Annotated in this window: 27 protein-coding genes; 11 read left to right on the top strand and 16 right to left on the bottom strand. The window is 47.7% G+C overall.

Annotated features, from left to right (window positions below):
* Nucleotides 1-26: 26 nt before the first annotated feature.
* Nucleotides 27-887 carry a metal-dependent hydrolase gene (locus M3202_RS20610; protein ID WP_251225101.1) on the bottom strand — a complete coding sequence of 287 codons (861 nt, stop codon included), beginning with the start codon at nt 885-887 and terminating at the stop codon, nt 27-29.
* A 185-nt stretch (nt 888-1,072) separates the two neighbouring features.
* Here M3202_RS20610 and M3202_RS20605 point away from each other — a divergent pair, with 185 nt between their 5' ends.
* Nucleotides 1,073-1,315 carry a hypothetical protein gene (locus tag M3202_RS20605; RefSeq protein ID WP_251225100.1) on the top strand — a complete coding sequence of 81 codons (243 nt, stop codon included), beginning with the start codon at nt 1,073-1,075 and terminating at the stop codon, nt 1,313-1,315.
* 60 nt (nt 1,316-1,375) lie between these two features.
* Entirely contained in the window at nt 1,376-1,627 is a 252-nt protein-coding gene (locus tag M3202_RS20600) for a sigma-G-dependent sporulation-specific acid-soluble spore protein CsgA (RefSeq protein WP_251193662.1), read from the top strand.
* Between the two features lie 51 nt (nt 1,628-1,678).
* Here M3202_RS20600 and M3202_RS20595 read toward each other — a convergent pair whose 3' ends face one another.
* The 6 genes from M3202_RS20595 to M3202_RS20570 all read right to left on the bottom strand — a co-directional run bounded on the left by M3202_RS20595 (nt 1,679) and on the right by M3202_RS20570 (nt 5,819).
* Nucleotides 1,679-2,737, bottom strand: coding sequence for an S-layer homology domain-containing protein (locus M3202_RS20595; RefSeq protein ID WP_251225099.1), 1,059 nt, complete (start codon nt 2,735-2,737; stop codon nt 1,679-1,681).
* A 158-nt stretch (nt 2,738-2,895) separates the two neighbouring features.
* Complete coding sequence (locus M3202_RS20590; RefSeq protein ID WP_251225098.1) at nt 2,896-3,267, bottom strand: iron chaperone; 372 nt, start codon at nt 3,265-3,267, stop codon at nt 2,896-2,898.
* A gap of 187 nt (nt 3,268-3,454) precedes the next feature.
* The gene (map, locus tag M3202_RS20585) at nt 3,455-4,201 is read right to left on the bottom strand and encodes a type I methionyl aminopeptidase (protein WP_251225097.1); all 747 of its coding nucleotides are present in this window, start codon (nt 4,199-4,201) and stop codon (nt 3,455-3,457) included.
* A 49-nt stretch (nt 4,202-4,250) separates the two neighbouring features.
* Entirely contained in the window at nt 4,251-4,802 is a 552-nt protein-coding gene (locus tag M3202_RS20580; protein ID WP_251225096.1) for a DUF4825 domain-containing protein, read from the bottom strand.
* Nucleotides 4,792-5,475 carry a hypothetical protein gene (locus M3202_RS20575; RefSeq protein WP_251225095.1) on the bottom strand — a complete coding sequence of 228 codons (684 nt, stop codon included), beginning with the start codon at nt 5,473-5,475 and terminating at the stop codon, nt 4,792-4,794. The genes M3202_RS20580 and M3202_RS20575 overlap by 11 nt, the downstream gene beginning before the upstream one ends.
* Complete coding sequence (locus M3202_RS20570; protein ID WP_251225094.1) at nt 5,472-5,819, bottom strand: PadR family transcriptional regulator; 348 nt, start codon at nt 5,817-5,819, stop codon at nt 5,472-5,474. Before M3202_RS20570 ends, M3202_RS20575 begins: the two co-directional genes overlap by 4 nt.
* A 160-nt stretch (nt 5,820-5,979) precedes the next feature.
* Here M3202_RS20570 and M3202_RS20565 point away from each other — a divergent pair, with 160 nt between their 5' ends.
* From M3202_RS20565 to fbpA, 4 genes are all read left to right on the top strand, one after another.
* Nucleotides 5,980-6,966: an ABC transporter substrate-binding protein gene (locus tag M3202_RS20565; RefSeq protein WP_251225093.1), complete on the top strand. Its 987-nt coding sequence runs from the start codon at nt 5,980-5,982 to the stop codon at nt 6,964-6,966.
* 38 nt (nt 6,967-7,004) lie between these two features.
* A complete protein-coding gene (locus tag M3202_RS20560; protein ID WP_390188847.1) occupies nt 7,005-8,015 on the top strand; it encodes a FecCD family ABC transporter permease in 1,011 nt (336 codons plus the stop codon).
* The gene (locus M3202_RS20555) at nt 8,012-9,031 is read left to right on the top strand and encodes a FecCD family ABC transporter permease (RefSeq protein ID WP_251225092.1); all 1,020 of its coding nucleotides are present in this window, start codon (nt 8,012-8,014) and stop codon (nt 9,029-9,031) included. The genes M3202_RS20560 and M3202_RS20555 overlap by 4 nt, the downstream gene beginning before the upstream one ends.
* 153 nt (nt 9,032-9,184) lie before the next feature.
* Entirely contained in the window at nt 9,185-9,352 is a 168-nt protein-coding gene (gene fbpA / locus M3202_RS20550) for a Fur-regulated basic protein FbpA (RefSeq protein ID WP_251193671.1), read from the top strand.
* A gap of 48 nt (nt 9,353-9,400) precedes the next feature.
* Here fbpA and M3202_RS20545 read toward each other — a convergent pair whose 3' ends face one another.
* The 6 genes from M3202_RS20545 to M3202_RS20520 all read right to left on the bottom strand — a co-directional run bounded on the left by M3202_RS20545 (nt 9,401) and on the right by M3202_RS20520 (nt 14,269).
* Nucleotides 9,401-10,015: a YitT family protein gene (locus tag M3202_RS20545; protein WP_251193672.1), complete on the bottom strand. Its 615-nt coding sequence runs from the start codon at nt 10,013-10,015 to the stop codon at nt 9,401-9,403.
* A gap of 23 nt (nt 10,016-10,038) precedes the next feature.
* Nucleotides 10,039-11,304, bottom strand: a complete 1,266-nt coding sequence (locus M3202_RS20540) for a glycosyl hydrolase family 18 protein (RefSeq protein WP_251225091.1) — start codon at nt 11,302-11,304, stop codon at nt 10,039-10,041.
* A gap of 59 nt (nt 11,305-11,363) precedes the next feature.
* Nucleotides 11,364-12,200: an STAS domain-containing protein gene (locus M3202_RS20535; RefSeq protein WP_251225090.1), complete on the bottom strand. Its 837-nt coding sequence runs from the start codon at nt 12,198-12,200 to the stop codon at nt 11,364-11,366.
* 205 nt (nt 12,201-12,405) lie between these two features.
* The gene (locus tag M3202_RS20530) at nt 12,406-13,356 is read right to left on the bottom strand and encodes an agmatinase family protein (protein ID WP_251225089.1); all 951 of its coding nucleotides are present in this window, start codon (nt 13,354-13,356) and stop codon (nt 12,406-12,408) included.
* A 76-nt stretch (nt 13,357-13,432) separates the two neighbouring features.
* Complete coding sequence (locus M3202_RS20525; RefSeq protein WP_251193675.1) at nt 13,433-13,627, bottom strand: PLDc N-terminal domain-containing protein; 195 nt, start codon at nt 13,625-13,627, stop codon at nt 13,433-13,435.
* A gap of 147 nt (nt 13,628-13,774) precedes the next feature.
* A complete protein-coding gene (locus M3202_RS20520) occupies nt 13,775-14,269 on the bottom strand; it encodes a YtxH domain-containing protein (RefSeq protein ID WP_251193676.1) in 495 nt (164 codons plus the stop codon).
* Between the two features lie 274 nt (nt 14,270-14,543).
* Between M3202_RS20520 and M3202_RS20515 the strand changes: the two genes are divergently transcribed.
* Complete coding sequence (locus M3202_RS20515; RefSeq protein ID WP_251225088.1) at nt 14,544-15,299, top strand: gamma-glutamyl-gamma-aminobutyrate hydrolase family protein; 756 nt, start codon at nt 14,544-14,546, stop codon at nt 15,297-15,299.
* 149 nt (nt 15,300-15,448) lie between these two features.
* Here the strand turns inward: M3202_RS20515 and M3202_RS22620 are convergent, their stop codons facing one another.
* Nucleotides 15,449-16,687, bottom strand: a complete 1,239-nt coding sequence (locus M3202_RS22620) for a L,D-transpeptidase family protein (protein WP_349775640.1) — start codon at nt 16,685-16,687, stop codon at nt 15,449-15,451.
* Nucleotides 16,688-16,726: 39 nt separating this feature from the next.
* A complete protein-coding gene (locus M3202_RS20500; RefSeq protein ID WP_251225087.1) occupies nt 16,727-18,043 on the bottom strand; it encodes a stalk domain-containing protein in 1,317 nt (438 codons plus the stop codon).
* A 369-nt stretch (nt 18,044-18,412) separates the two neighbouring features.
* On the opposite strand from M3202_RS20500, the gene M3202_RS20495 reads away from it, so the two are divergent.
* The 3 genes from M3202_RS20495 (at nt 18,413) to M3202_RS20485 (ending at nt 23,508) form a co-directional block, all read left to right on the top strand.
* Entirely contained in the window at nt 18,413-19,666 is a 1,254-nt protein-coding gene (locus M3202_RS20495) for a M14 family zinc carboxypeptidase (protein ID WP_251225086.1), read from the top strand.
* Between the two features lie 71 nt (nt 19,667-19,737).
* Nucleotides 19,738-21,375, top strand: coding sequence for a stalk domain-containing protein (locus M3202_RS20490; protein ID WP_251225085.1), 1,638 nt, complete (start codon nt 19,738-19,740; stop codon nt 21,373-21,375).
* A 234-nt stretch (nt 21,376-21,609) separates the two neighbouring features.
* Complete coding sequence (locus M3202_RS20485) at nt 21,610-23,508, top strand: copper amine oxidase N-terminal domain-containing protein (protein ID WP_251225084.1); 1,899 nt, start codon at nt 21,610-21,612, stop codon at nt 23,506-23,508.
* Nucleotides 23,509-23,704: 196 nt separating this feature from the next.
* Here M3202_RS20485 and M3202_RS20480 read toward each other — a convergent pair whose 3' ends face one another.
* Nucleotides 23,705-24,925, bottom strand: coding sequence for a copper amine oxidase N-terminal domain-containing protein (locus tag M3202_RS20480; RefSeq protein ID WP_251225083.1), 1,221 nt, complete (start codon nt 24,923-24,925; stop codon nt 23,705-23,707).
* A 229-nt stretch (nt 24,926-25,154) separates the two neighbouring features.
* On the opposite strand from M3202_RS20480, the gene M3202_RS20475 reads away from it, so the two are divergent.
* Nucleotides 25,155-25,472 (top strand): BCCT family transporter, encoded by a 318-nt coding sequence (locus M3202_RS20475; RefSeq protein WP_349775639.1) that lies wholly within the window; start codon nt 25,155-25,157, stop codon nt 25,470-25,472.
* Nucleotides 25,473-25,913: the final 441 nt, after the last annotated feature.

Genomic DNA, 25,913 nt, shown 5'->3' with positions numbered 1-25,913 from the left:
AAGTCAAAACAACTGCTCGCCTACAATTACTCCAAAAATACCGATAAAAACGATTCACCGTTGCGATAAAAGCGCGGATCAAACACGCCAAGCCGGCCGTCTTCATTGACGACGACGACAAACGGACTCCATTTCGTCAGCGTCCTCGCCTCAGGTTTTTCAGCAAACAGTGGCTCCAGATCGACACTTTCATCCGACTGAAGCGTCGTATGGACATCGAACCCGCGCCATAATGAAACGAGCGCTAAATCGACCTCCTCTCCGTTTTTGCCGATCACCGTATATTGCCACGGAACAAAATCCGCTGATAATGCCGCGTGCTCATATTCTTTTTTCGCCTCATGCAGAAAAGTCAGGCCGAGTGCGCTTTGAATGACGATATGCAAGGCAATCATCACCCAGGCCCAGCGAAATATTCCCGACGCGGACAGTGACGAAAAACGCTTCAGCAAAAAGGCTGATAAAAAGATCGTCCAAATGACAACATCGATAATCGGGATTGTTCCTAACGTCAGCCTGACATCGGAAACCGGCTCAAAATAGCCTGTCCCCCAGGCGTTTAACACATCGGATGTATTATGAATCACGACGGCAAGAAGGCCGATATAAAAGATCCTTCGCTGCTTCACCCGGAAAAATGCAATCGCCAGCAAGTACAAAAGCAACGCCCACACCGGCGCCAATAGCAACGAATGGGTAATGCCCCGATGCCACATTTGGTACATTCCTTCCTGGTCCCAGAGCTGCGAGATCACATCGATATCCGGGATTTGACTGCCGACGATCGCTGTAAACAACAGCGCCTGCTTTTCCTTTTTCGTCTCCTCGCTCTTCTTGACAGCATGGTACAAGCCAACGCCAAACAGCGTATGAGTGATCGTATCCACAGGTTCTCCTCCACTCGATCTATTTATGTTTAGAATACCGGAACAGCGCCGAAAGAAACAGCAAAAGACCTTTTCGTTTCATTGTTCTGCAAAAAAGGAAAGGATAAGACAAACATGCGACGAACATATTCTTGAAGCTGAATGAGTAAGATACGATGGAAAAGACATTCGAGAGGGGAATACAAATGAAAAACGCAGGAATCGCCGCCGTCCTTTCTTTCTTCATTACCGGACTGGGGCAAATTTACAACGGGCAAATTTTTAAAGGACTTTTCTTTATTGTTATTTACGCTGTTTCATGGCTGTTGATGTACGTGCTGATCGGCTTTATCACGACACCGATTATCTGGATTTGGGGAATGGTCGATGCCTACCGCGCCGCAAACAGAATCAATCGTTACAGAGGGAATGACAACAATTATGTATGAAGCAAGAGTCCTCCATCCATCCTAAAGTAGAACCAATAGAACTCGAAAAGGGATGAATGTATGGATACTAATTTGGCCTACTTACGCGAATCATTATCGAATCACCTTGAAAATCACCCGCTTTGCCAGCATATGTACGATAAGCTGGAGCAGTCTGCTTACAAAGACGAGGAGCAATTCGTCCGCAGCCTGAATGAACAGGAAACAGAAATTCTCAATCTGATCCTCCGCGCCGAGATCAACTATGCCCGACAGGAGGAGGATCAGGTCAGGGAAGAGCAATTGATTGGCGTTTATGAATTATTAATTTAGAAAAAGGGTGTGTCCGAAAGGTAAATCCCCTTTTGACACACCCTGCCTTCCTTATGACAATGCTTCAAATTCAAGCGGCATATCGCTATAATAAATCTTCCATATGCCGTCTGTTTTCTTCAGATAATAAACCGGATGATAGTCAATCGTCGTTTCGATAATCGTCGTCCGGTCTTGATAGCGAACATTCAACTCGCCCTGCAACGAAACTCGCGCAAAGCGGTTGCTGCTCTGCTTCATTTCAAGTTTCGGCTCTGCTGCAAAGGCCATCGTTTCTGTCGTCTCATCGTCAAAATACCACATCGCCAAATCATCGGCCAATGCTTTTTGGTAACCAGTCAAATACTTCTTATTATGGCTCAGCAAGCCCGAAGCATCCTTTTGTTCAAAAAGCGGAAAGCTTTCCACCTCACTGTCCTTGACAATCTGCATCAGCTCGTTCGCATTTGGCAGGTTACTCGTTTCCTTTTGGAGAGCCCGGTGCAGCATGACTCCAGCCTCACCTCTTGTTGCCTTTTTATTGAAGCCGAATTGCGTGCTAGTGATGCCCCGGACGATTTCAGCGCCAGCCGCTTTCGCAATGGATGGAGCAGCCCAATGATCTGACGCGACATCATGGAAGGACTGACTCCCCTCTGCCGGAAATGAAACCGTATCTGAAAAGGCGCGGACGATCATCGCCGCAATTTGCTCACGAAGCACCGGCTCATTCGGGGCGAAACGGCCCGCGCCGACACCTTCAATAATTCCATGATCGCTTGCTATCGCGATTTCAGCCTGAAGGCTATGCGTCACCGGGATATCGTCGAAGCGTTCTCCCTCTCCCGTCGCCTGCAGGTCAAGCGCCCTCACGATGATCGCAGCGAACTCCGCTCTCGTGATAAGATGATCAGGCTTAAACGAATACTCATCATCTCCCGTTGGAAATCCTTTAAATATATCGGCATTGACGAGGTCATCAAGCTCTTCAAAGCCCCAATGCTCCCAAATATCTTCAAGAATGTAGCTTTCCACCGTTCTCACTTCTTCTTTTGCTAAAGCCGGCGTACCTCCTGAAAATCCGCCGATAACAAGGATACTCGCCAACACCCATGCCCCAATTTTTTTCAATTTATTTCCCTTCTCCCTCAGTGGACTTACGACATTGACAAGCAATGTCATACATCGTCATAATATTGCACGGGAAATAAATTCACACGGGAAATTAGTCGGATTTTCGCCAGGGAATTACAGGAAACTGCTGTTTTCCCGCTAAAACAGCATCTCCTTTACTTTCGCCAAAACGTTTCACAGTCAGCCTTGTCCATTATATTGAATTCGATTATTCTCTCAAGCAAGGAATAATCAACCGGGCGGTCCCAAGGCATACGGATTAACTCTTTCGTATGGTCATAGCCTGCCTGGATAATGTCATTGGCAAAATGAATCATCGCCGCCCGCTCAGGCGCAACTGCCAAATGATGCTTAGCGACGCTAAACCCGATAATATACGTCCCGTGGTCGGTAAACATCGGCTGCTTCCATTTGATTTCCTGCATTAAGGCTGGAAATTTTTTCGCCACCCAAGCCAAAACCTCTTCCGTTTGTTGCTGATGCTGCGGGTTCTTGATGCCCGCTAAAAATTCTGCAAATGCGTCCATTTTCTTTCCTCCTACCCATCTAGTCTGGAGAACAACTTTTCATACAATTCGAGGCATTGATACGCTTCTCCTGTTCCCCGCTTTTATTTTCACCTTTTTTCTACTAGTCATTGCTTCAAGCTTGTCTCAAAGGAAAAAAATCGACCTTTCGGAACGATGCCGATTTGGTCGATTTTATCTAAATGAGTCATTGCTCTGTTAAGATGAGAGGGCCATTCTTCGTGATCGCGATTGTATGCTCATATTGAGCGGAACGTTTGCCATCAACAGTTTTTGCCGTCCAGCCGTTCCCTTCCATCCTGCTTTGCCATGCCCCTTCATTAATCATCGGCTCAATCGTAATGACCATTCCTTCCTTAAGACGCAGCCCTTTTCCCGCTTGCCCGTAATGAAGAATTTGCGGGGCTTCATGCAGTCCTGGTCCGATCCCATGTCCCGTAAAATCGCGTACGACCGAAAAGCCTTCCGCCTCGACATACGACTGAATCGCATGCCCAATATCCCCCGTTCTTTTGCCAACAAGCGCTTGTTCGATCCCTTTATCCAATGCCGTTCTAGTAACGGCAAGCAAGCGCTCCGACTCTTCTGAAATCGGACCAACCGCGTAGCTCCACGCCGAATCAGCGAGGCCGCCATTCAAATTCACGACCATGTCAATCGTGACAATGTCGCCTTTTTTCAATGGCGCCTTACGTGGGAAGCCATGGCAGATCTCGTCATTAATGGAGGCGCAAGTGGCGTATTTATAGCCTTTATAGCCTTTCTGCTCCGGTGTTGCGCCATTCTCCTTTAAAAAACGTTCGACAAATTGATCGACTTCCATTGTCGAAATACCCGGTTCAATCAATTTGGCAATTTCTTTATGGCAAGCCGCCAGCAGCTTGCCGGCCTCATGCATCAAATTAATTTCCCGCTCTGATTTTAACGTAATCATCTTCATCACACCTTACTCTCTAATTCATTCACTAAGAAAAACTCTTATTTCAAAAAAATGCTTCAGTACAGCTTTCGAGATAGTCAGCATCCGCAAGCGGCTGTCTCACCATTTTCTCCCAGCTGCCATCCTCTATTAGGGATGGCAACGGCTGCTCATACCATTCCTCTACCGCCTCGCGCTCGACAACAAAAGAGCGGTCATTAAAGTGAAAATCAATTTCCTGCAAGTTTCCAATCAAGGCAAAGGCTGCTGTCGCATTATAGATAAACGCCTGTTCCCGCTTCCGTCGATCCAGCTCATCAACATTACCTTCAAAATTCACTTGAACGCGATAACGCTCCGAATCGAGTTCAAAGCTCATCGGCACTTCACGTAATGGCAAAGAGCGAAACAGTTGCGTCAAATTCCCCGCATCTCCCATATAGTTATGCTGATAGCGCCTACTTTGTTCAATGTCATGGCTCATCGCTTCATTCTGCGCTGCCTGATATGCTTCTTCTTTTTCAGCGATGGAAGGAAGGACCATTGTCTGTACGATGAAAAAGCCGATCACCCCAATGACACTTATCATCATAATCAATCGATGCCTAACGTTCAACTTCATCACCTACTTTATACTTGTCAACGAGCCGAAGTGCGGCTGAGACGACGAGTGGAAGAATAAGGCTGACAAACGGCAGGCCATAGCTGACAGCCAGTGTTGCGAATTGGTAAGGCCCTGAAATCAAAACAGGCCGCTGAAACCAAATATTGCTGCCGAACTGTGAAAGCGTCAGCCCGATGAGCAGAGCAAGGATCAAAGCACTCCAGCCAATCCAGACAAGCTTCCGCAGACGGAGCAGCGCTTTTCTACTGAATGACACAATTCTCTCATCCAGACGGCCGCCTCTTCTGAGATATAACGAAAAATAAATGAGGCCAATTACAACCGAAGCAAGCAATAGCACGAAATGAAGGCGCATCGCCAGGCCGAGAACGGTCAACGGAATCGTGATAACCCAGGCAATCAGCGTGTACAGGAGCAGGATTTGGATGACCTCCAATCTCCAGCGGTTGAGATAGAGCGCGACAGTGTCGGCAAAGAAAAAGTCCACTCTTTCCAATGTACTGACCGCCTTTTGATCAGCTTCCGCCGCTTCAAGACCCTCGGCCTGAAAGTCCGCTGACTTTGCTTCCAGGTTACTAAGAATTTCCTCTTTTAATTCCTTCACTTCTGCTGTCTCCTGATAACTAGCAAACAGTTTTTCAACGTGTCGCTCTAAGCTGTTCACTCCGTTTCCTCCTTCATCTCAATTAATTGATCGATCAGCCGGCGGGCTGTTTTCCAGGCGCTGACATTGTCACGGTATGCTTTTATCCCGCTCGTAGTAATCTGATAATACTTCCGCCGTCCTCCCTGGCTTTCGTTCCCCCAGTAGGATTCGATCAGCCCGTGCGCTTCCAGTCTCTTTAAGCTTGTGTATAACGAAGGCTCTTTCAGCTCATAGTGTCCGCCGCTATTTTTGAAAATGGCTTTCATAATTTCATAACCGTAATTATCGCCTTCCATTAGCACCCGCAAAATCATTGTATCGATGTTACCTCGAATCAGCTCACGACTAATCCTTTCTGCCATCCCCTTCACCTCACTATTGCAATGTAACTCATATTACTTTGTATGTCAATGTAATATGTAACAAATAACATCCAAAAAAAGTTTGACATCTTGACTGCAACAACTTATTCTTTAATTGATAATGATAATCAAGATCAAATTATTAGGAAAGGTGAGAACAATGCAGCAAAAACGGAAGCTCTCTTTATCCATTTTTCTTATTAGCAGCTTTCTTATCAGCTTAGGAGCATGCGGAAGTGAAGATACTTCGTCACTAAATGAAGACGGAGAAGCTCCTCCTGCGGCTGCAGAAGACGTCCGTGAAATTACCCATCCACTCGGGACAACAGTAATTGAAGGAACGCCCGAACGGATTGTGACCCTCTATCAAGGAGCAACTGATGCGGCGAATGCGCTCGGGATTGTCCCTGTCGGCGCTGTTGAATCATGGGAAGAAGCTCCTGTGTACGAATATTTAAGACCGGAGTTAGAAAATATGGCCATCGTCGGGGTCGAAACGCAGCCAAATGTCGAGGAAATCGCCAAGCTGGAGCCTGATTTAATCGTTGCCTCCCACATCCGTCATGAGGAAATTTACGAACAATTATCGCAAATCGCGCCGACTGTCGTGAATGAAACGATCTATGATTTCAAAGAATCGCTTCAGCTGCTTGCAGATGCAACGAACAACGAGGAAAAGGCCGAGGAGATTTTAAGTGCATGGGATGAGCGTGTCGCCGATTTCCAGACGAAGATCAAAGAGAAGCTCGGAGATGAATGGCCGATCAACGCTGCTGTACTAAACTTCCGCGCCGACCATGCCCGGATTTATGTAACCGGTTTTGCCGGCTCCATTCTTCAGGAACTCGGTTTTACAAGCTCGGAACAGCAGCTTGCTTTAAATGAAGACATTATTATGCTCAATGATAAAGAGAGCATTCCTGATATGAATGCCGATGTCTTTTATGTTTTCTACTATGATAGCGATCCCGCCGTCCAACAGGCATTTGAAGAATGGACAAGCCACCCACTATGGGACAGCTTAGACGCGGTGAAAAAAGATCAGGTTTATATCGTTGATGAAGTGATCTGGAACTTGGCTGGCGGCGTCCAGGCAGCTAACTTAATGCTTGATGACATTTATGACCGGTTTGACTTAGAAAAATAGAGCTGTCTTTAGCAACCTTACAGGAGAGAGAAAATGCTATGAAGCCTTTATTTAGGAAAATCCCGCATCCGCTTGGACTGTTGCTCGCTTTTTTCGTCTTTATCCTTTCCTGCAGTTTAAGTCTGCTGGTCGGAAAAACAGCAATTCCGCCTGAGATGGTACTCGATGCTTTGATTAATTATGATGCGACAGTCACTGAGCATGTCATCGTCGCCTCCTCACGCCTGTCGCGCACAGTTATAGCCGCCGTGGTCGGCGCCAGTCTCGCTGTCTCCGGGGCATTGATGCAAGCTCTTACGAAAAATCCTTTAGCTGCTCCTGACATTTTCGGCATTAATGCGGGAGCGCTCTTTTTTATCGTAAGTGCGGCCACTATCTTTTCCGTGCAATCGTTACTCCATTATATGTGGGTCGGTTTCCTCGGCGCGGCATTAGCGGCAGCCTTCGTCTACACCCTTGGCTCTTTTGGACGAGACAGGTTATCACCTGTCAAGCTGATCCTTGCCGGTGCGGCGATAACCGCCTTATTCGTCTCCTTTACGCAAGGGTTGCTCGTCATGAATGAGCAAGGGCTGCAAAGTGTCCTATTCTGGCTAGCCGGCTCCGTCGCCGGCCGCTCGATCGATATGCTTCTGCCGATTCTGCCATTTATGCTTGGGGCGAGCCTCATCGCCTTATATTTAGGGCGGGCGATCAACATCCTGCTGATTGGAGAGGATGTCGCGACAGGTCTCGGACAAAGAACGGTGCTCACCAAGCTTGTTATCGGCTGCATCGTCGTTTTTCTAGCAGGCGGTTCAGTCGCGGTCGCCGGCTCGATCGGCTTTATCGGTCTCATCATCCCCCATATTGTCCGCGGCCTGTTCGGAACTGATTACCGGCTCGTGATCCCTTACAGCGCTTTTTTAGGTGGGAGCCTGCTATTGATCGCCGATATCGTCGCCCGTACAATCATCATGCCGCGTGAAATGCCGATTGGCGTCATGACGGCGCTTGTCGGTACACCTTTTTTCATTTATATCGCACGCAAGGGGTTGGCACGAAAATGAACACCATCACACAAAAAATCACTCAACATAAATGGCTGTCCGTCCTTACGTTTATGTTGCTCAGCCTGCTGCTGCTTGTTTTTGCGCTTTCAGTCGGAAGTGAGTGGTTGTCTCCTATGACCGTCATCCTGAATCTGCTCGGAAAAGGAACGGGAGAATACGATTTCGTCTTGCAAACGCTAAGGCTCCCCCGCGTCCTGCTCGCTTTTCTCGTCGGAGCAGCCTTGGCGGTCTCCGGCTTAATTTTGCAGTCGATTATCCGCAACCCGCTCGGCTCACCGGATATTATCGGCATCACCGGTGGCGCCTCAGTCGGCGCCCTCTTATTCCTGACCTTTTTCGGTGGTACGGTCAGCATCAGTTTCTTGCCGATCGCCGCCTTGATCGGGGCGGCGGCTGTTTCCGTGCTGGTCTACCTTCTATCGTGGAAAAATGGTGTCGCGCCGATCACGCTCATTTTAATCGGCATCGGCGTTTCAGCAGCGATGAAAGCCGTCACGACGATGGTCATCGTCTTCAGTGACACGGTTACGACTTCGAAAGCCTATCTTTGGATGACAGGCAGCGTGTACGGGGCCAATTGGACTCAAGTGTACGGCATGCTGCCGTGGGTTGCCATCTTCATTCCGCTGACTCTGTTGTTTGCCAAAACCGTTCAGGTGAAATTGCTTGGCGATGATATCGCGACAGGACTCGGTGTCCGCGTCCAGCTTCAGCGTTTCCTGCTTCTTTTCATCAGTGTCGCCCTCGCAGGTTCCGCCGTTGCGTTTGCCGGAGGAATCAGCTTCGTTGGCTTAATCGCCCCGCATATCGCCAGAAAACTGGTCGGCCCCTCCTTTGCAGCCCTCGTCCCATTATCAGCCATCGTCGGCGGCTTTATCGTCGTCATCGCCGACGTCGTCGCAAGGACAGCCTTCCTGCCGCTTGATCTTCCGGCGGGAGTGTTTACAGCGGGTATCGGCGCTCCTTTTTTCATTTATTTATTGTTGAGAAAATCGCGCAGCGGCTTTTCTTAAAAGCGGCGCGCGAAGCCGCCCCTTTCCGAGCGATTGTTTCTCCTTCAGTCCCCTTCACACACGAAAGGTTGTCATAATTCCCACGTCTTGACAGCTAAAATCGAAGGAGGTATAATAGATATTGTAAGCGCTTTCATAAAGGAGTGAATGATTTTGCTAAAAGAAAAGAAGTTGAATAAAGACCAGCTGATCGATGCTCTTTTATCCTATCATCATTACAAAATGCCAGACGGCCGGCAATTTTATGAAGCGACCGAATCGGAACTTCTCCAGCTAATCTGCAAAGAAACAGACAATCAGTTCACCTCTTGTCATATATAACGAAAGAGTGTGCCTTAAGGGTCGGACTTTCCTTGTGGCACACTTTTTTTATGAGGCCTCTGTATAACCGGCTTTTTTCTTCGTCCCACCGAAAGGATTGGGAACCGTTTTCATCACATCCATCATTCTCCCCATCATTACTGCCGCGATAAACGTATAGAAAGCCGTCATCACATCGAGCAGGAAAGCACCCAGAAACAGGACACAAAAGTCAAACGCAATATGAATCGGTCCCATTTTCCAATGCGGATAACGAAGCTGGATTAAACGCGCCAGCAATCCGACTCCCCCGCTCGTCAGCCCCTGTCGAAAGACAAGCCCCGTCCCTACTCCCATCAGCAATCCGCCTAACGGAATACCGAGCCAAAGCGGCGGGTGCACCCATTGACTGAGCGGATAAAGGAGGTCAAGGAAAATCGACAGCACGACCGTCACGACGATGTTTTTAAAGACGAAAACACGCCCAATATAACGCCACGCCAGCAAAAACAAAGGAATATTCATGATAAAGACAACAAGCCCGACTGAAAGGCCGAGCGTGTAATGCGCCAGGACCCCCATTCCCGGAAAACCGATGCTAAACAGCTGCAACGGAATAAAACCGAGATTGACACCCAGAGCGATTAATAAACAGCCAATGAACGAAATAAAAATAACAACCACTCCTACGTCATACCCTTGACGTTCTACTTTAAAACCATTATATGCTGCTTCATATAGGCCCAATTTTGCGGAAAAGGCAGTCTTACTTCCCAAAATGTAACGCCGAGAAGCCCGTAGAGATCCACTAACTGATATTTACTAACATAACTTCTAATATCCTCAAACCAGACAAGATGACGCCCTTCTTCCTGCCAGTATGCAAAATGCGGGGAGAGCGCGGTCATATCGAACTCAATCACGGCCCCTCTGTCGAGAGCAAGATTTTGCGCCCCGAGAGCGGACAGGCCGCTTGATTCATTTGTCCCTTCCAGCCAGTCATACCCATAGAGCGGTAAGGCAATTTGCAATTTATTTGCCGGAATCTCGGTTAACGCATAGCGAATGACCTCATCGACCCACCAAATCGGCGCTATCGGATTGGGAGGGCCTCCCGGATAGCCGTAATCCATCGTCATCACAGCGACAATATCAGCCTCCTGACTGATCGCCCGGTAGTCGTACGCGCCAATAATCGGATTATCAGGAATGTCAGCCGTTTTCGAATGAACATTGACATGCAGAAGCAACGCTCCTAATGCCTGCTTCAATTCGCGGAGAAAGATAACAAAATCATTGCGCTGACCAGGAGGAATAAATTCAAAATCAATACTGACGCCGCCATAGTTTTTTTCAGTTACGAAGGCCAATAGCGAGGCGATGAGACGGCGCCGCATAGAAGCACTTCCAAGAACAACGCCAATCAGCTCCGGGTTAAACGTCCCATCAGCCATAATGTTGCGAATCATCAGCAATGGCGTAACTTGCAACTGACGGCTCCGTTCTGGAATCATGTCATCCGCCAGCAAAACATAAGCCTCGCCTTCTTCCGTGACCGAATACGAGGCAACCGCTACATACGTCAGCTGCTCTGCAAACCCTTCCAAAGAAGCGAGAAACTGTTCAATCGAATAGGGCACGATAAAGCCGACCGTTACCATCTCCGGCAAAAGGGGAGAGGGAATGATCATCGTCTCCCCCACCGGTAAGCGGTAAGGGTCTAACGCCGGATTGGCCGCGCGGATGGCCGTCACCGTCGTACGAAATTGCCTTGCCAGCAACCAAAACTGGTCCCCTTCCTGAATCCGGTAAAGACGATTTGTCAAAACACGGTCCGGCACATAAAGAGCCAGACCTGGCATAAGCAGGGAGGAAGTCAGTCCATTCGCCGCGCTGATTTCGTCAATCGTCACTTCGTACTGTCGTGAAAGCTTCCACAATGAGTCCCCTTCTTGCACGATATGGATCGTCACAGATTTCACCCTTTTTGATACATCTTATGAATCGAAAGGGGGCAGTTATTACAGTCGCTCTAATCCAACGACAAATAGCTTACAGCATGATGAAGATTATTCATGATCGTAATCCCATCCAGCGTAATATTGCTCTGTACGAAAGATTTGCTCAGCTGCGGTCTGATCCCGGTCAAAATCGGGGTTATGCCAAGTAATGTCAAGCTGCCAATTAATTTATGGAACATATCAATGACAATCGGCGTCGCTGTTTGCACCCCTGAGACATCAATAATTAAACTGTCGTACCCTTGTTCCGAACTTGCCTTCAAAGCTTGCTGGATCAAAATCTCGGCACGCTTTTGATGGATTTCGCCAATCAATGGCAGAATTGCCACCTTTTTTGACAGCGGGACAATCGGAACAGAAATTTTGAGATATTCATTTTGCGACTCTTCTAATAGCCGATTGGAGTGGGAAATAAACGCTTGGGCAAACCCGGCGACTGTCGTGGTGACGATGCTGTCAGCCTTACTAATAATTTCAATTAAGATCTTGTTGTTCCACTTCGCCTGTTCTCCCGCTTCCAAAATATACGACAACAAAACCTTTTTATAATGCGAACTCATTTTCAGCGTCGGAATCAGTTCTCCTCCCTTGTCAATCGTCATGAAGCCGACTCTTTCACCCCAGACGGCCGACTCCTGTTCTACGCATTCATCAAATAGGCCTTCGCCGATAATTTTCACCAGACGGCCTAAGATCTCTATTAACTCTTTGTCCGCCGCTCTTTCTCCTGAATCGATGTTCTCGTAAAACGCTTCAACCATTTGCCGTGCTAATTGCTCTGAACCTTCGATCATTTTTTTCCCTAATGCTTCTTTTGCTTCTTTTATCTGTTTCAACTCAAGATCCATGGCCTTTTTCACTCCATTATCGTTTCCCTGAATTTATATAAGTACTTGCTGTAATGTCTAGTATTCTCATTATATCATTGTTTGATCAACTAAAGTAGTAGAGGAAAGGGAATAGAACAAGAAGAGAGGCTGTTCCTCAGGCCCATCATTAACCTTTCAGAACAACCTCGAAGCAATCTGCATGAGCTTTTTTCACCTGCTCATCTCATGATTGGCCTCTTTTTCGGTTTGAAACTTCGCCCGCTAAGGCATAAAGTGAAATCATTGAAGCAAAATGAGACGATACATCGGTCGGGTCCTGTTGAGGATACACTTCCACGAAGTCCATTCCGGCGATCCCGCGCTTCGTAAATTCATAAATAAGAGTTAACAGTTCATAAGAGCTGAGACCGTTGCCATCAACAGGACCACCCGGATTAAAGGCAAAGTCCAGCACATCACTGCACACACTGAGATAGACGACCTCCGTTCCTTCGCTGGCCTGTTCATACATCTTTGCTGCCAGGCTGCGCAGATCCCCGTGCTGCCGAATATCATTAATCGTCCACGTCTTTGCGCCTGCTTCTCTGGCAAACCGTCCGCTTTCAGGCTTGTTGCGCGGGCCGTGAATACCGGCATGTATCAGGCTTTCATTTCGCACTCCTTCTAATTCATACATGCGCGCGAATGGGGTAGAACGGGCATACTTATCTCCTTCATGATGAGGCATATTATCATAATGGGCATCAAGGTGAATGATCCCGACCTTACCCTTTACTTTTTCTGTCAAGGCTTTCACAATCGGATATGTAATACCATGATCGCCGCCTAAAGCGAGTGGAAATTTCCCGGTCTCCCAGATCTCGCCGGCAAACTCTTCAATCCGTTTCATCGTTTCCTCCACGTCTGCCGGAACGACATCCACATCACCCATATCAGCGAGCGTCAGATGCTCAAAGACATCTATATGATCAAGCTCCGGCAAATAGCCGCTGTAACGTGCTGAGCATAGCCGCATCACTTTCGGCCCGAGCTCACATCCTGTATAATCTCCCCACGTCACGGCTCCTTCCCACGGCACGCCATAGATGAGAACATCCGCCCCCTCTATTGAGTCTGTTGTTCCATTGATCGCACCGAGGAAAGGCGGCGTATTTCCATACATCACTTCACTCATAACTGACACCTCCTTTTTAAAAAAATGACAGACTCTTATTCCTATACCCAATTACACCTTTTTTAATCGTTATTACTCAGCGTCTGATAATCAAATAAATAATAAAGCCGAGAACCGGAAAAAAGAGGGTCGCCACAAGGATCAGCAGGCTGTATTCCTTGCTGTTCCCCTGGTTTAACGAATCACGGTAACACCAAATACTAGTGAAAAGATTAAGTAAAAAGCCCCCTAAAACAAACAGCAAAACAATAGGAAAGAATAACAATTCCATGGAGAACACTCCTTTCTCTTTCCTATATCTACGGTGGAACTGTCCTCCCGGTTCCCGTTTTGCTTTTTTGTTTAAAGAGGAAAAGCCTGCCGAATGAAGCTGCTGCCATGCTTTCCCTCTCAACTTCGACTTCTGTCCCCGCCCCGCTTACGATCTGACTCCGGGCGTTTCCATCCGATCCTCGTCAGCCGACGCCGCATCCGGCTGCGGATGGGCGATCTCTTCTCCGGCTTCTTTTACCTTCTCTCCAATTTCTTTTAACTCTGCCGACGCTTCCTTAACTGAAGAAAGCAGCTCTGTACTTTCTTCGCCAATATGGTTTGCCGGCTTGATGACCGTATCATTGACCTTATCATAAAGCGCTTGTGCATCCTTCATGATCTCGCTGATTGCTTCCGATGTTGTCCGTACTCTTTCCTGCAGCTCCTGCTTGATCTCAGCAGGATTTTCCTTCACCTTTTTCATCGCTTCAACGGTCGTTTCTTTCATTTCTTTTGTCGTGGAGGTCACCTTCCTCCTCGTGTTCGTGTCGACAAGAATCGCCAAAGCTCCCCCTACCAATGCGCCGATCATCATCGCCTTCATCAATTTACTGCTCTGTTCGGTCCTGTCCATTTCCGGATACGTCAGATCCTCTTTCATGATTTTCTGCCTCCTTTTGTTAGGTAATGTCTACGAGATCTTTTTCCATTATTCCCTGATTCCCCGGCATGAAACGTCAGCGGCGGGGCAAAAAGCCGTTTTTCCTTTTTTCACAGTTGTCGGACATTCCTTCATTAATGTCCGTGAGCCTCTCTATTCGTTTTGTTAGACAAGCAGCAGCTTTCCCATACTTTTCTTGTTTCAACAGCGAAATCGCTGGTTATATAAGCAGTAGAGAAGCCTGGTCTTTGAATGAAGAAAGGAGATGAGTTTGATGACTGCTTCAGCTTATCCAAAACCGATAATCGGGATCTCAAGCTCGGTAATTGACCATAATGCGATTCCGAGTGTTCACGTCCATCAAAAGTATATAGAGGCTGTATCAGAAGCCGGTGGCATCCCATTGGTCATTCCACTCGGCTCGAAGGAAAAAATTGAGGCCTGGGTATCCATCTGCGATGGCCTTATTTTAAGCGGCGGAGAGGATGTTGATCCACATTCATATGGCGCCCAGCCCGATCCAGCGCTCCGAAAAACGAAAGCAGCCCGCGACGAGACGGAGATTCAGCTGGTCAAGGAGGCGGTTAAAAAGAAAAAGCCCGTCTTTGGCATTTGTCGCGGAATTGCGATGATGAACGCAGCTTTAGGCGGGACGGTTCTTCAGGATATTGAAACCTTGCATGATCAGCCGATTAATCATTATCAAAAAGCAGCGCGCCCGGAGGCCACTCATGATGTGCTCATTGAGCGGAACAGCCGTCTTTATGAGTACCTCAAAAAAGAGCAAATCCGCGTCAACAGCATGCATCATCAGGCGATTGGCAAACTAGCTCCGACTTTAAAGAAAGTCGGTCAGGCAAAGGATGGGATTATCGAAGCCGTTCAGGAAACCGAAGAGGCCCCTTCTTATTTGTTAGGTGTGCAATGGCATCCTGAGGAAATGGCGAAGGACGACCGGCTCATGAAAAGTCTGTTTGAGCATTTTATCGAAGCATGCCATCAGCCGGATCGCGCTGCGGTGTCGCAGTAAGCTCCAGCTGACAGAGAAAGAGGATGTGATAAAACCAGCTTTGACCTATTAGCAATGGCTTCACTCGCCACATGTCCCGGTCTGAGAAACCCATCAGGGCTGGGAAAAAGGTAAAAACAATCCTTTATCCCAGCCCTGTGGTCAAACATTTACTGTCTCACTGTAATATGAAGAGTGCTTCCATCCCAGCGGATACTGCCGGAAAATGTTTCGGTGACGACGCGGGCCGGGACGTATAATCTGCCGGCTTCAATAAGCGGTGACTGGGGCAGCGTCGTTTTCGCCCCGTTAATGACTGCCGCGGAATTACCAGCCGACACCGTCAGGCTCTTTCCTTGGTGAGACGCGCGGACAGTGGCCGAAGCGGCGTCATAAGAAAACGGGACGCCAAGCCATTCGAAAATTTGGCGCATCGGCACCATTGAGACACCGTCCAAAATAAAGGCATCTCCTTCCACCTGGTGACCATTAACCGTAACCTTGATCGGTGTCTTGGCCGGCGTGGCCGGATCCGGCTGAGGGGCTGGCTTTGCCGGTGACAGAAGCGAGACGATCCGCTTCTTTCCGTCCCATTTCACAGAAGCCCCTAAAGCTTCGCTGACGAAGCGTGTCGGGACAAATGTTTGCTGGCCGGAAATGGTCGGAGCGACATCAAGCATATGCGTCCGGCCGTCAATTTTGGCCCGCTTTGAATCAATTGTCAGTTCGATTTTCCGTCCGTTCTTTGTCGCTGTCACCGTTTTCGTTTGCGCGTTCCACGCTACCGACGCTCCTAAAGCGTTGAAGATCGAGCGCATCGGCACGAGGACACGATTGTCTTTCATGAACGGATCCTGACTGACAGCCAGCTTTTTCCCGTCGACATATACGCTGATCGGCGGCACCAGTTGATAGCCATTCAACCTAGCAAGCTCCTCAAAGGAGCGCGATGATTGAACGATGAGGACGTCCGTCTTCAGCTTCACTTTTTCAAATAGCCAGTGAATGTCCTTATTATGCATACGCACACAGCCGGCGCTGACATATTTGCCAATCGACTGTTCATTATTGTTTCCATGGATGGCATAGGTTGTGCCGTATGTTCCCCGGGCGTCAAGACCAAGCCAGCGGTCGCCGAGTGGATTGCGCGGATCACCGCCCGGTATTCCATCTGTGTAGTAAGGCCGGTTTTTAATTTTATTGACGATCGGAAACCGTCCTTCCGGTGTCAGTGCTAACGTCCTCCCAGTGGCAACCGGAAAAGTCCGTACGAGTTCACCATTTTCAAAGAATGCTAGTTCGTTTGTTGACTTATTAATAATAATCAACTGTCCTGATGACGCCGCTTCAGCTTCTTGAGGCAGCATCCATGCAAGTGCGAGCAATAGCACCCATATCCATTTTTTCAAATTGACCCCTTCTTTCTTCTCTCTATGTCTCTCTTTTTTTTATAATGGTGTATAAAAATTAATAGTATAATATGGCTTTTCTCCCAGAAAGGCAACTCCTGTGCCTACCCTTTCAAAGCCCGGCGCCAGCATATTGCGTCGATGTCCGGCTGAATTCATCAGCGCTTCATGGGCAAAGATCGGGTGAAACTGACCGACCGCCAAATTTTCCCCGGCTTGATAAAAGGCAATTCCTTCACGGTCAAAGCGGTCAAAAGGAGACAGACCATCCAGGTTCGTATGACTGAAAAACTGATTCTCCTGCATATCCTCACTATGCTTACGCGCCAGCTGCGCGGCCTCATCGTCCCACATTAACGGCGGTACACCCTCCCGCTGGCGGACACCTTGAAGCAAGTAAAACAGATGCTTCTCATAATCAGCTCGCCGCTCTTCCGTCGGCTCGCCGAAATAGCTGTCATGAGCAAGCTCTACATCCTTGGCGATAATTTGAACCGCAGTGACGGCCCCTCCTTTAAGCTGATCGTAAAAAAGCGTGTAAAAAGCATCGTCGGTCTGAAATAAATCCCACTCTTTCTTTCCTTCATAACGGAAGACGCTACCTTTCTTCTCAAGCTCTCCGAGTCGCTCCTCCCCGAAGTCGGCCAGCATCTGTTCACGTCTCATTCCATCGATAAAGGGAAGGCCGGTTACATGCCGGCTTGTATTCGTATAGAAGGCAACAACACTTCCCTCCTCCAATCCGACATGAAGATAAGAGGAATCGGCCAGCTGATAAATATTCCAGTCAAAGGAATAGGCACTGGCTACTGTTGACAGCGGCTCCCCAAGCTGCTCCTGCACGCTTTCAAGCGAATCACCAAGCCATAAGGAAGCAACTCGCGGTTCAGGAGCGATCGTCTGCTCCGCTACAAAGGTTAGCCGCTCTGCCGTTGAAAGAAACACAGCCTGCTTCTCCTTCTCCCATTTCACCTTCGCTCCAAGAATATCCGAAGCAAAGCGGACGGGAACATACGCCGTCTGATCGGTAAGAAAGCTCGGAGCATGCAGGAATTGCTTTTTTCCATTCACAACCGCATAGCTTTTGCCGACAGGGACTTCAATCGTTTGCCCGTTTTTCTTAATAAAAACAGTGTCGGTTTCAGCCTCCCAGCTCAGCTCGGCATCAAGCTCCCGCATGACGTCTCTCAGCGGGACAAACGTAACCCCGTCTTTCATCACCGCTTCATGCTCAAGTTCGAGGGGATGCTCATTTATGTAAACACTGATCTGCTGTTCAGCCGCCGCAACTGTTTGTGTCGCTAACAGTCCAAGCCAGAGAATCATCGCGCCGACTCCGACATTCCACCATTTCATCCCATCCCCTCCTGTATTCTCACAATCTAACGATTCATTCGCCGTCCATGTTTCACTTTCCTACTTACTATTTCCATTCCCCTATGATTCGTAAAAGAAACAAAAATTTCGGCATTTTATGTAGTTTTCTCGCGATTTAGTCAAAATGGAACATTGACTTCTGCCAATGATTGCTATTACTCTACAAATAGTTTTCAACTATGACAGATTGAGATAAGGACGTGACATAATTTGACAGCTCGCAAACATCTCTTCTCACTGATTGGTACCAGTATATTCACTTTCCTTCTGTTCTTTCCTCCATTTTCAGCCGAAGCTTCCATCGTGAATCCTAAGCAAGTCTATTCCTATGCACAAATGGAACGAGATATGAAAAAACTTGCTGAAAGATATCCTGATTTAATTGAATACCATGTGATCGGCACAAGCGAATTCGGTCGTCCGATCTATGCCATTACGCTCGGAAATGGCATGTCTACTTCTTACATAAACGGCTCCAACCATGCCCGCGAATGGATCACGACTAATTTAACCATGTATATGATTGATCAATATGCCCAAGCGTATCAGCAGCGCCGCTCCATCGGCGGCTACGATGTAAAAACATTGCTTGATAAACACCGTATCTGGTTTGTGCCGATGCTTAATCCCGACGGGGTGATGATTCAGCAGCAAGGCTTGACCAGCGTCCCTCAAGGTGAGGTGGCTTCTGTTATGGTCATGAATCAAAACAGTTCGAACTTTAAACGCTGGAAGGCAAACGGCAAAGGAGTCGATTTGAACCGGCAATTCAACGCGAACTGGAACAATCTCGCGAACAGCCCGGGAGGTCCGAGCTTCGCCAACTATAAAGGAAAAACCCCTCACAGCGCTTCTGAGGTGAAAGCTGTCTTAGAGCTGACGGAGGAGATTCGTCCGGAAATGGCTGTCTCCTATCACAGCAGCGGACAAATTCTTTTCTGGAATTTCCATCAGCAGGGCGCCCAGCTGATCCGTGACCGCACTCATGCCCGGGCATTGTCGCAAATGACCGGCTACCGTCTGATGGGAGAACCCGGCGCAACAGGCGGTGGCGGCTATACGGACTGGTTTATTCAACAATACAAAAAGCCGGCCTTTACGCCGGAAGTGTCACCGTATGTCGGCGCGACCAACGTCCCGCTCGCCAATTTTGATCGCATCTGGCAGGAAAACCGCCTTGTCGGCCTTTATGTTGCCCGTGAAAGCCAGAAAATGTTCGAAACAAGACTGCGCAATACCTTTTCTCCTGTCTCGATTGAAGTTGATGGAGAACGGATCGCTCTTGCTGAAGGCGCATTTACGGTTCAAAATCGCACCGTTGTGCCATTACGTAGCATTTTCGAACGGCTTGGCGCCTCGGTGAAATGGAACAGCGCCAATCGCGAAGTACAGATTGAATCAAGTGAAAAGAGCATTCGTCTGCCGGTTCACCGTCCCTACGCTTATCTTGACGGGGAAAGAGTTGAGCTAGATGTTTCGGCACTGTTGGTCGATAACCGCACCTATGTCCCGGTCCGTTTTATCGCCGAAGCGCTAGGCGCCAAAGTCGAATGGCAGTCGAAGGAACAGACGGTCCGGATCACCACCTCTTCCACTGAATAAGCGGAATGCAGAATTATGGATTAACAGAATAAGAGAAAAACAACATAGTGCCTACTCGGGAGGAGTCTATTATGTTTCAAAAAAGTATGCTGACATTCATGATTCTATTATTGATAAAGCTGCCCGGCCTTGCAACGGCCACGGCAGCCGCCTTTCAGGAACCAAAGCAAATCCAGGTTTATGAAGAATCCTACTATTACCATTTCCAGGGGGTTGAATCAAAAGGGAATGGCCCGCTCCTTACTTACAAACAACAGGCCTTTCTCCCGGTTGAAGACGTTGCCTCGATACTTGGGCTAACGCTAAGTCAGCAGGGAGCCGATCTTCATCTCGATGGCGCGCCGACTGTCAACAGCTCTGTCACAGTAGAGGGTGCACTTCCGAAAGACGCCACGATTGCAGCCGAGCAGCTACGCATTAATCCGAAGATTGGCGCTCAGGCAAGTGTTATGCTTGAGGATGACGCGGCGCTGCCTGTCTTTTCAAAAAATGCGAACCAGCGCCTTTATCCCTCCAGCACGCTGAAAATCATGACTGCCCTGCTCGCGATTGAACGCGGTCAGCTGCAAGAGCTTGTCACCGTCAGCCCCCGTGCGGCCGCTGTCCCCCATGATAGCTCTAAAGCGGGACTAGTACCGGGCGACCGTCTTACGCTTGAGCAGCTGCTATATGCGATGATGCTTCCATCCGGCAATGACGCCGCAGTCGCGATCGCCGAACTTATCGCCGGCTCTGAACAGCAATTTGTCCAGCTTATGAACACCCGGGCGAGGGAGCTTGGCATGACGCGGACGAATTTTGTCAACTCACATGGGTACCACCATCCGAATCAATATACGACCGCTGCCGATCTCGCATTAGTCGCCAAGGAAGCAGCCGCATCTCCCCTTTTTATGAAAATTGTCGGCGCCCCAAGTTACTATGCTTCTTACCGCGGGCCAAACGGGGCGGCAAAAGCAAAGACGTGGAGAAATTCCAATTCTTTGATCCGTACTGATTCGCCTTATTTTACGGCGACCGTGACCGGCGGCAAGACGGGCTATACAAGTGCTTCGCGCTACAATCTTGTCAGCTTTGCCAGCTCGAATGACCATGATTATGTTACCGTCATCTTAAGAGGTGAACGAAATCAGCGATATGTTGATACGAGAAACCTTTTACAGTCAGCTTATACAAAACGTGCCCATCTGAATGGCGCAAAAAAGCGAATCAACGTTACGCCTTTTCCCGGACGACTGTTCTTTAATGGCCGGGAGCTGACAAACGAAGTTCAACTCTTTAACGAAAACGGGAAAACGTTTGTTTCAACCGATGTTCTGGCGTTGATCTCGACTCACATCTCACGCGTGAAACGGAGCGACAGCCAGCAAATGAAAGCAGCACTCGACCAGCAGCTGCTGACGTTTGATCGCGTCGGCCCGGTTATTCGTAATGGGAGAATGCTCGTACCTGTCCGCTCATTCTTTGAAGAAGCCGGCCTTCAGCTGAAATGGGACGCTGCGGCGAAAAGGATCGAAGGACGGGCCCCGGGTACGGAAATTGTCATGACACTGAACTCCAAACAGGCCTATGTCAATGGACAGCTCGTCAGCCTTGATGTCCCGGCCACGATTGAAAATGGGCGTACTCTTGTCCCGCTCCGCTTTATTTCCGAGGCGTTGGAAGCGAAAGTTGATTGGGGACGCGGACGTGTTTTATATTTTTACTGATGGTGAAACTTTTTCCAACTAATGGTCGTTCAAAAAGAGGAGAACCGACTTTTTCGAGATGACACGGTAAGGGGAGAGGGAAACAGTCTTTTAAAATTTTTTACACAATTCGTGACAATTGTCTCAATCTGTAGAAATTCCTCAAAAGACACATTTTTTTCTATATATCTCCTAATTTTTATGTGTTATTATGGGATTGTTCGGAAAATGCTTTTAAAAATAAGGAGATCACACATGCTCAAACGTTTATTTACTGTTTTAATGGCTTTGACTCTGATTACAACGACGGGCTTGTCTGTTAACGGAGGACAAGCACTGGCAGCCACTCACGTCCAGGGAGATTTATATACGAAAAACAATATGACAATCATGCTCAATGGGTCCAGATTACAGCTTTCGGATCCGATTCTTAATAAAAATGGTCACACGCTTTTACCAATGAGAGCGCTCTATGAAGCTGTCGGCGCCCAAATCGAATGGAATAAAGCGTCGCAAACGGCCAAAGCGATCAAAAACGGAACGACGATTGAATTAACGATCAACTCAAGTTCCGCTCGGGTAAATAATCAGCGGGTGGCGTTAACGGCCCCTTCAATTATGTACAAGAACCGTACATACGTCCCGTTACGTTTTGTCATCGAAAACTTTGACGGCACTGTTAACTACAACCATCAGGCTCAACTAATTACGATTTCAACGACAGGTTCAAGCCAGCCACCTGTCAGCGGTGAGCCTTATACGCTGCATTTAAACAATCAGCGAATTCAAATGGAAGAATCGGCGATCATTCGCAACGGCCGTAACTATATTCCAGCGAAGTATTTCTATAATTACTTGGAAAACTCATCCGTTCAATGGCTTGACTCGCAAACAGTCGAGCTTCAGATTGAAGGTCTTGTCTTTACGTTCCGTAACAACCAAAGCAATATTTTGGTCAACCAGGAACCGACTGCATCAAATGAAGTCCCATTTCTTGTCGGCAATGAAATGTATGTGCCTGTCCACTTCATCGTCAATGCCTTAGGAGGGAATCTGCGTTTCCGCAGTGATACGAATGAAATTTATATTTATTTGAATCAATTTATGTTCAGCAGTGAGTTCCTCCCTAAACAGGAAGGCAGCCTGCGTGTTCCCGATTTAGTCCCGGAAGCTGAATTAGTAGGCGACCGCCAGCTGCTGGTCAGCGATAACCCGGAAACATTGACACCATCTTTGATTCCGCCGGCTCCGCGCCTGACACTGTCAGAGCAACGGGTGACACCGGATAAAGAGCAGAACGACCACCGTGTGTTCGGCTGGCATTTAAATCAGTTAGGGACAAAGGTTAATATCGGGATTACGATTGAGAATACATCTGAAACCGAGTCACTGACTATTCCAGCTTCCAGCGGGATCGTAAAGAAAAGCAACAACAGCTGGGTCAACTATGACATTGGATTACCGATTGCTGATGGCGTTCTAAACAACCGACAGCAAACAAAGAGCAGTCAGGGCTTGACGATTGCACCGGGTGAAACGGCGATCATTGACGAATTTGAGCTTTATCCGCGGTATATTGTCGGATTCCTGAATGATTTCACCGTCCAAACTTCAGGTGATGACGAGTACATTATCCGTACGGTTTTAAGTGAGTTTGAGGACCTGACCTCCATTCGCACTGAACCAATCCAGATTAATCCATACGCCGCTCACCCACGCGGGGCATGGCCTGCGTCTGACCTTGCCGCGACATTACCGGAATATACAATCGGTTCTGTTGAACAAGGCTATAATCTTTCAAACGGCCGCAGCGACCACCTGTTGACAGCGGAGAACTCCCTGTCGACAACAAATGGGGCAATTGGCAACCCAGGCCATTTCGGGATGACTTATCATGTGACGATCCCACTCGTCAATCAGACATCTCGAGCAGCAACGGTTCGCCTGAAAGCAACCGGCCGCGGTGGTCTCTACAGTGGAGCGATTAAAGTAAATGGAGAAAGTCATTTAATTCCAACCTTAAAGCCAAACCAGGATTATGTGGAATTAATCGATTACCGCGTCGAACCGGGAACGGATGAAATCACTGTTGAGATTATGCATGCCGGCGGAGCCGCCCTCCCAGTCGCCTTATATATCGAAACAATCCGTTAAAAAAGCCGCACAGCGGCTTTTTTTATTACGTCGTGCGGAGCCGCCGTTACTGTCTTTTGAGCAAGTCTGAAAGTGGTCTTCTTTCAGACTTGCGTGTAACGCGCGCAGCCGACGTCCCTTCACAGATTCAACTAAACTAGAAAAAGCTGTGCCAACGGTTAGTGAGAAACCGGCACAGCTTTTTTCTTTGTGAAAACTACATCGCTTCCTCGTAGTCCATTTCTATTTGCTCCAAATATTCATCAAACGTAATCGCAGAATCAATGACTTCCTGTGGAATATTGATTTCACTTAAGCTGTTGAAGTTGGAATAGGTGGAATCAGCTTTCTGCCTGATTGCAATCTCTTCCCCTTCCACTGTGATGGTTAAGTCGGATTCCATTTGCTCCGATAGCGGGTAGAGCGTTTCTTTATCAAGCGTCGTCACAATGGACATTTCATCAATATGAATAGCAAGGTTAAGATCCTCCAGCAATTCCTCATCCAAACCGAGCTCAGACATATTCAGAATCAGCTCCAGCAGTTCCTGAAAGCCTTCTCCCGACACATTAAAATGCATCTCGTACGTATCTTCCTGCTCATATACTTTTAAATCCTCGATATATGCTTCCATCAGCTCAAACTGGGCGACCGGGTCGAGCTGAGTCTCAGAAAGTCCGATCATGCTTTCATACATATCCTCATCATATTTGATCCATTGATCAAACATCGAATCATAGGAATAGAAACCGTCCTCCGTAAAATATGCTTCAGAGCTAACCGCTTCCCCTAATTCTTCCATTTCCATCGTCATATGCTGATAAAAGCTCAGTGGATCCGTGACCATATCCATTTGCATTCTCATATCCATCTCGATATTTTCATCGGCCATGCTCATTGCCTGCTCGATATCCACTTCCGCTGAATAACTCGTTAATTGTTGCCCGGCCGCAATCAGTTCTTGCAAAAAGGCTGCGGTATCCGTCAGCTCTTCGCCAAGCGCTGGAGTTTCCAAATAGACCGTGTGCTCCTCCTGATTCCACTTCACCTCAAAGCCAGCTTGCTCGACAACAAAACGAAGCGGGATAAACAAACGACTCTCCTTCATCATGACAGGACTGTCTATCGCGGTCGCCTGACCATTCACCTGTACCTGACTTTCTCCAAGCTTCATCTCAATCGTTACATCGTCTCCACTAATTGTCGCAGTTTGCGAATCCTGATCCCATTTAATTTCTAGGCCGAGATGGGCAAATACACCGCGGACAGGGACAAATGTCCGGTTGCTCTCCAAAAAGGCAGCAGCGGAATCAGGGAGAATGACCTCTTCCCCATCAATAACGATATCCACCGCTGTCTGCGGCGCTGCTTGAACCGGGGCTGCCACCACCATCAAGAAACACACTGCCAACATCATCCAAATCGCTATACGCTTCAAGTGATCACTCCTACTTATTATTTGGTCACTCCACACATTCTCGCTTCATTCCTCTCTCCCCTTTCTCGCAGCAAATAAAACATAGTATCACAAAATATTAGAGATTTTTTGAGCCACTGCTCTTCGGTGACCTGATTCGAAAACAGTGATGCTTGTCAGAGAAAAAACATAATGTTCCCTGTTTTCGTGCAGGCTAAATAGTAAATGACGTAGAGAGTAGGGAATAAAAGTGAAATCATTAACGCGTACATTTAAAGTTTCTATACTGCTGGCTATCGGTTTTGTGTTAATTGGAGCTTTGTTCCCCCGTCCTCTTGAAGCAGCTATGCTTCAGGCGCAAGCTTTTTTTCTCAATGCCTTTGGCTGGTTTTACAGCCTTTCTGCGACGTTTTTTTTATTGCTTGCTCTGTTTCTGATCATTAGCAAGTACGGAAAAATCAGACTTGGAAAGGATACCGACCGGCCTGAATTTAGCAGACCAACCTGGTTTGCGATGCTGTTTAGCGCCGGCATGGGTAGGGGCAGAAAACTCATTTTCATCTATTAAGATTTCTCTTTCATTCGTTCCATTAATTTCATTAAGATAAATTTCATTTGGCAGAGGATCGTAGTCCATACTGAAAATGATTGTCTCCCCAGGATTTACTACAATCGGTTCTTTTTCTTTTAAGAGTTCAACAGGCCCCACTGTATCAACGCATTCACTTGCCCAACAATAGGAACCAAGCTTTGTTTCATATTTTTCATTTTCAATGACTATGTACATCTCTGGTGGTTTTTCTCCTGAAAAGCTTCCATCTGAACAACCGAAAATGGTAAGAATTAAAATAAACGCCCCTATAAATGGATACTTGTTCATAAATAACCTCCCTCAATAAAGTTTAATTTTCTCGCTAATACTCGTGTATTCTCCAAATTTCACTAACACCAAATAGTAATCTCACCAGTACTACTGGATAGAAGTAGAACGAATTAAAATTTCTTACAG

Origin of the sequence: Halalkalibacter oceani (assembly GCF_023715605.1) — a bacterium.
GTDB classification, from domain to species: Bacteria; Bacillota; Bacilli; order Bacillales; family Bacillaceae_D; genus Halalkalibacter; species Halalkalibacter oceani.
This window is presented reverse-complemented; position numbering and strand designations above follow the sequence as displayed.

Coding starts and splice junctions, on each gene's coding strand:
- M3202_RS20520 (WP_251193676.1), bottom strand. CDS start 14,269: ATGAAAGAGGATCTGACGTATCCGGAAATGGACAGGACCGAACAGAGC.
- M3202_RS20485 (WP_251225084.1), top strand. CDS start 21,610: ATGCTCAAACGTTTATTTACTGTTTTAATGGCTTTGACTCTGATTACA.
- M3202_RS20560 (WP_390188847.1), top strand. CDS start 7,005: ATGAAGCCTTTATTTAGGAAAATCCCGCATCCGCTTGGACTGTTGCTC.
- map (WP_251225097.1), bottom strand. CDS start 4,201: ATGATTACGTTAAAATCAGAGCGGGAAATTAATTTGATGCATGAGGCC.
- M3202_RS20515 (WP_251225088.1), top strand. CDS start 14,544: ATGACTGCTTCAGCTTATCCAAAACCGATAATCGGGATCTCAAGCTCG.
- M3202_RS20565 (WP_251225093.1), top strand. CDS start 5,980: ATGCAGCAAAAACGGAAGCTCTCTTTATCCATTTTTCTTATTAGCAGC.
- M3202_RS20500 (WP_251225087.1), bottom strand. CDS start 18,043: ATGAAATGGTGGAATGTCGGAGTCGGCGCGATGATTCTCTGGCTTGGA.
- M3202_RS20530 (WP_251225089.1), bottom strand. CDS start 13,356: ATGAGTGAAGTGATGTATGGAAATACGCCGCCTTTCCTCGGTGCGATC.
- M3202_RS20600 (WP_251193662.1), top strand. CDS start 1,376: ATGGATACTAATTTGGCCTACTTACGCGAATCATTATCGAATCACCTT.
- M3202_RS20555 (WP_251225092.1), top strand. CDS start 8,012: ATGAACACCATCACACAAAAAATCACTCAACATAAATGGCTGTCCGTC.
- M3202_RS20525 (WP_251193675.1), bottom strand. CDS start 13,627: ATGGAATTGTTATTCTTTCCTATTGTTTTGCTGTTTGTTTTAGGGGGC.
- M3202_RS20590 (WP_251225098.1), bottom strand. CDS start 3,267: ATGGACGCATTTGCAGAATTTTTAGCGGGCATCAAGAACCCGCAGCAT.
- M3202_RS20495 (WP_251225086.1), top strand. CDS start 18,413: ATGAAAAAACTTGCTGAAAGATATCCTGATTTAATTGAATACCATGTG.
- M3202_RS20535 (WP_251225090.1), bottom strand. CDS start 12,200: ATGGATCTTGAGTTGAAACAGATAAAAGAAGCAAAAGAAGCATTAGGG.
- M3202_RS20490 (WP_251225085.1), top strand. CDS start 19,738: ATGTTTCAAAAAAGTATGCTGACATTCATGATTCTATTATTGATAAAG.
- M3202_RS20570 (WP_251225094.1), bottom strand. CDS start 5,819: ATGGCAGAAAGGATTAGTCGTGAGCTGATTCGAGGTAACATCGATACA.
- M3202_RS20605 (WP_251225100.1), top strand. CDS start 1,073: ATGAAAAACGCAGGAATCGCCGCCGTCCTTTCTTTCTTCATTACCGGA.